We start from the raw sequence: 402 nt of genomic DNA on the forward strand, positions 1-402 counted from the left end.
CCAGTAAATAAATCATCACTTGTCAGAAGTGTTATTTCAGTATCAGAGACGTACCTTGAACCACTGGTTAACCTAATGACAAAGGAAATTCGTAAAGAACCGGTGGTTCATATGGATGAGACACCGATAAAAGTACTTGATGAACCAAGTCAGAGGGGCTACCTCTGGGTGATTAGAACTACCAAAGAGTTCAGTAAATATCCAATTATCCAGTTTAACTATCGTCACGGCCGGAAAGGAAAGACGGTTGAGGAGTTAGTCGGTGATGATTACCGTGGAATTATCGAATGTGACGACTATGTCGCTTATAACGAAGATAAACACGAGCAGATAAAATTTGGAGCTTGTCTCGTCCACATTCGGCGGTGGTTTATTAACATCATCAAGGACAGTAGGAAAATA

The 402-nt window shown here is 40.8% G+C and carries 1 protein-coding gene; it reads left to right on the forward strand.

Going from position 1 to position 402, the window contains the following annotated elements; translation table 11 throughout:
• Positions 1–402, forward strand: a 402-nt coding sequence (locus H5993_RS09220) for an IS66 family transposase (RefSeq protein ID WP_204777110.1), incomplete at both ends; no start/stop codon positions are given.

Origin of the sequence: Limosilactobacillus alvi (genome assembly GCF_016900115.1) — a bacterium.
Classification (GTDB): Bacteria; Bacillota; Bacilli; order Lactobacillales; family Lactobacillaceae; genus Limosilactobacillus; species Limosilactobacillus alvi.